The sequence below is a fragment of the Pseudomonas sp. PA27(2017) genome, assembly GCF_001945445.1.
GTDB lineage: Bacteria > Pseudomonadota > Gammaproteobacteria > Pseudomonadales > Pseudomonadaceae > Aquipseudomonas.
Genome location: NZ_MSXW01000034.1, coordinates 1 through 2,626 on the forward strand (window position 1 = coordinate 1; position 2,626 = coordinate 2,626).

A 2,626-nucleotide genomic window follows, 5' to 3' on the forward strand; every position below is an offset into this window, starting at 1 on the left:
TCAATGAAATCGAGTAGGACGGAGCACGAGAAACTTTGTCTGAATATGGGGGGACCATCCTCCAAGGCTAAATACTACTGACTGACCGATAGTGAACCAGTACCGTGAGGGAAAGGCGAAAAGAACCCCGGAGAGGGGAGTGAAATAGAACCTGAAACCGTATGCGTACAAGCAGTGGGAGCCTACTTTGTTGGGTGACTGCGTACCTTTTGTATAATGGGTCAGCGACTTATATTCAGTGGCGAGCTTAACCGAATAGGGGAGGCGTAGCGAAAGCGAGTCTTAATAGGGCGTTTAGTCGCTGGGTATAGACCCGAAACCGGGCGATCTATCCATGGGCAGGTTGAAGGTTAGGTAACACTGACTGGAGGACCGAACCGACTACCGTTGAAAAGTTAGCGGATGACCTGTGGATCGGAGTGAAAGGCTAATCAAGCTCGGAGATAGCTGGTTCTCCTCGAAAGCTATTTAGGTAGCGCCTCGTGTATCACTGCTGGGGGTAGAGCACTGTTTCGGCTAGGGGGTCATCCCGACTTACCAAACCGATGCAAACTCCGAATACCAGCAAGTGTCAGCACGGGAGACACACGGCGGGTGCTAACGTCCGTCGTGAAAAGGGAAACAACCCAGACCGTCAGCTAAGGTCCCAAAGTTATGGTTAAGTGGGAAACGATGTGGGAAGGCTTAGACAGCTAGGAGGTTGGCTTAGAAGCAGCCACCCTTTAAAGAAAGCGTAATAGCTCACTAGTCGAGTCGGCCTGCGCGGAAGATGTAACGGGGCTCAAACCATACACCGAAGCTACGGGTTCAACGTAAGTTGAGCGGTAGAGGAGCGTTCTGTAAGCCTGTGAAGGTGAGTTGAGAAGCTTGCTGGAGGTATCAGAAGTGCGAATGCTGACATGAGTAACGACAATGCGAGTGAAAAACTCGCACGCCGAAAGACCAAGGTTTCCTGCGCAACGTTAATCGACGCAGGGTGAGTCGGCCCCTAAGGCGAGGCAGAAATGCGTAGTCGATGGGAAACGGGTTAATATTCCCGTACTTCTAATTACTGCGATGGAGGGACGGAGAAGGCTAGGCCAGCACGGCGTTGGTTGTCCGTGTTTAAGGTGGTAGGCTGGTTTCTTAGGTAAATCCGGGAGATCAAGGCCGAGAGCTGATGACGAGTTGTCCTTTAGGACGATGAAGTGGTTGATGCCATGCTTCCAGGAAAAGCTTCTAAGCTTCAGGTAATTAGGAACCGTACCCCAAACCGACACAGGTGGTTAGGTAGAGAATACCAAGGCGCTTGAGAGAACTCGGGTGAAGGAACTAGGCAAAATGGCACCGTAACTTCGGGAGAAGGTGCGCCGGTGAGTGTGAAGGGTTTACCCCGTAAGCACATGCCGGTCGAAGATACCAGGCCGCTGCGACTGTTTATTAAAAACACAGCACTCTGCAAACACGAAAGTGGACGTATAGGGTGTGACGCCTGCCCGGTGCCGGAAGGTTAATTGATGGGGTTAGCTAACGCGAAGCTCTTGATCGAAGCCCCGGTAAACGGCGGCCGTAACTATAACGGTCCTAAGGTAGCGAAATTCCTTGTCGGGTAAGTTCCGACCTGCACGAATGGCGTAACGATGGCGGCGCTGTCTCCACCCGAGACTCAGTGAAATTGAAATCGCTGTGAAGATGCAGTGTATCCGCGGCTAGACGGAAAGACCCCGTGAACCTTTACTATAGCTTTGCACTGGACTTTGAGCTTGCTTGTGTAGGATAGGTGGGAGGCTTTGAAGTGGGGACGCCAGTTCTCATGGAGCCATCCTTGAAATACCACCCTGGCAACCTTGAGGTTCTAACTCTGGTCCGTTATCCGGATCGAGGACAGTGTATGGTGGGTAGTTTGACTGGGGCGGTCTCCTCCTAAAGAGTAACGGAGGAGTACGAAGGTGCGCTCAGACCGGTCGGAAATCGGTCGTAGAGTATAAAGGCAAAAGCGCGCTTGACTGCGAGACAGACACGTCGAGCAGGTACGAAAGTAGGTCTTAGTGATCCGGTGGTTCTGTATGGAAGGGCCATCGCTCAACGGATAAAAGGTACTCCGGGGATAACAGGCTGATACCGCCCAAGAGTTCATATCGACGGCGGTGTTTGGCACCTCGATGTCGGCTCATCACATCCTGGGGCTGAAGCCGGTCCCAAGGGTATGGCTGTTCGCCATTTAAAGTGGTACGCGAGCTGGGTTTAGAACGTCGTGAGACAGTTCGGTCCCTATCTGCCGTGGACGTTTGAGATTTGAGAGGGGCTGCTCCTAGTACGAGAGGACCGGAGTGGACGAACCTCTGGTGTTCCGGTTGTCACGCCAGTGGCATTGCCGGGTAGCTATGTTCGGGAAAGATAACCGCTGAAAGCATCTAAGCGGGAAACTTGCCTCAAGATGAGATCTCACTGGAACCTTGAGTTCCCTAAAGGGCCGTCGAAGACTACGACGTTGATAGGCTGGGTGTGTAAGCGTTGTGAGGCGTTGAGCTAACCAGTACTAATTGCCCGTGAGGCTTGACCATATAACACCCAAACAATTTGGCTGTTAGACGGTTGAAGTCGACAGTAATGCCGAAAATTTGCGAGAACACGTAATACCAACCGA

At 52.1% G+C, this 2,626-nt stretch carries 1 rRNA gene; it reads left to right on the top strand.

What is annotated here, in order from left to right:
- Positions 1-2,543 (top strand): 23S ribosomal RNA (locus BVH06_RS16680); the annotation flags it as partial.
- Positions 2,544-2,626 lie beyond the last annotated feature (83 nt).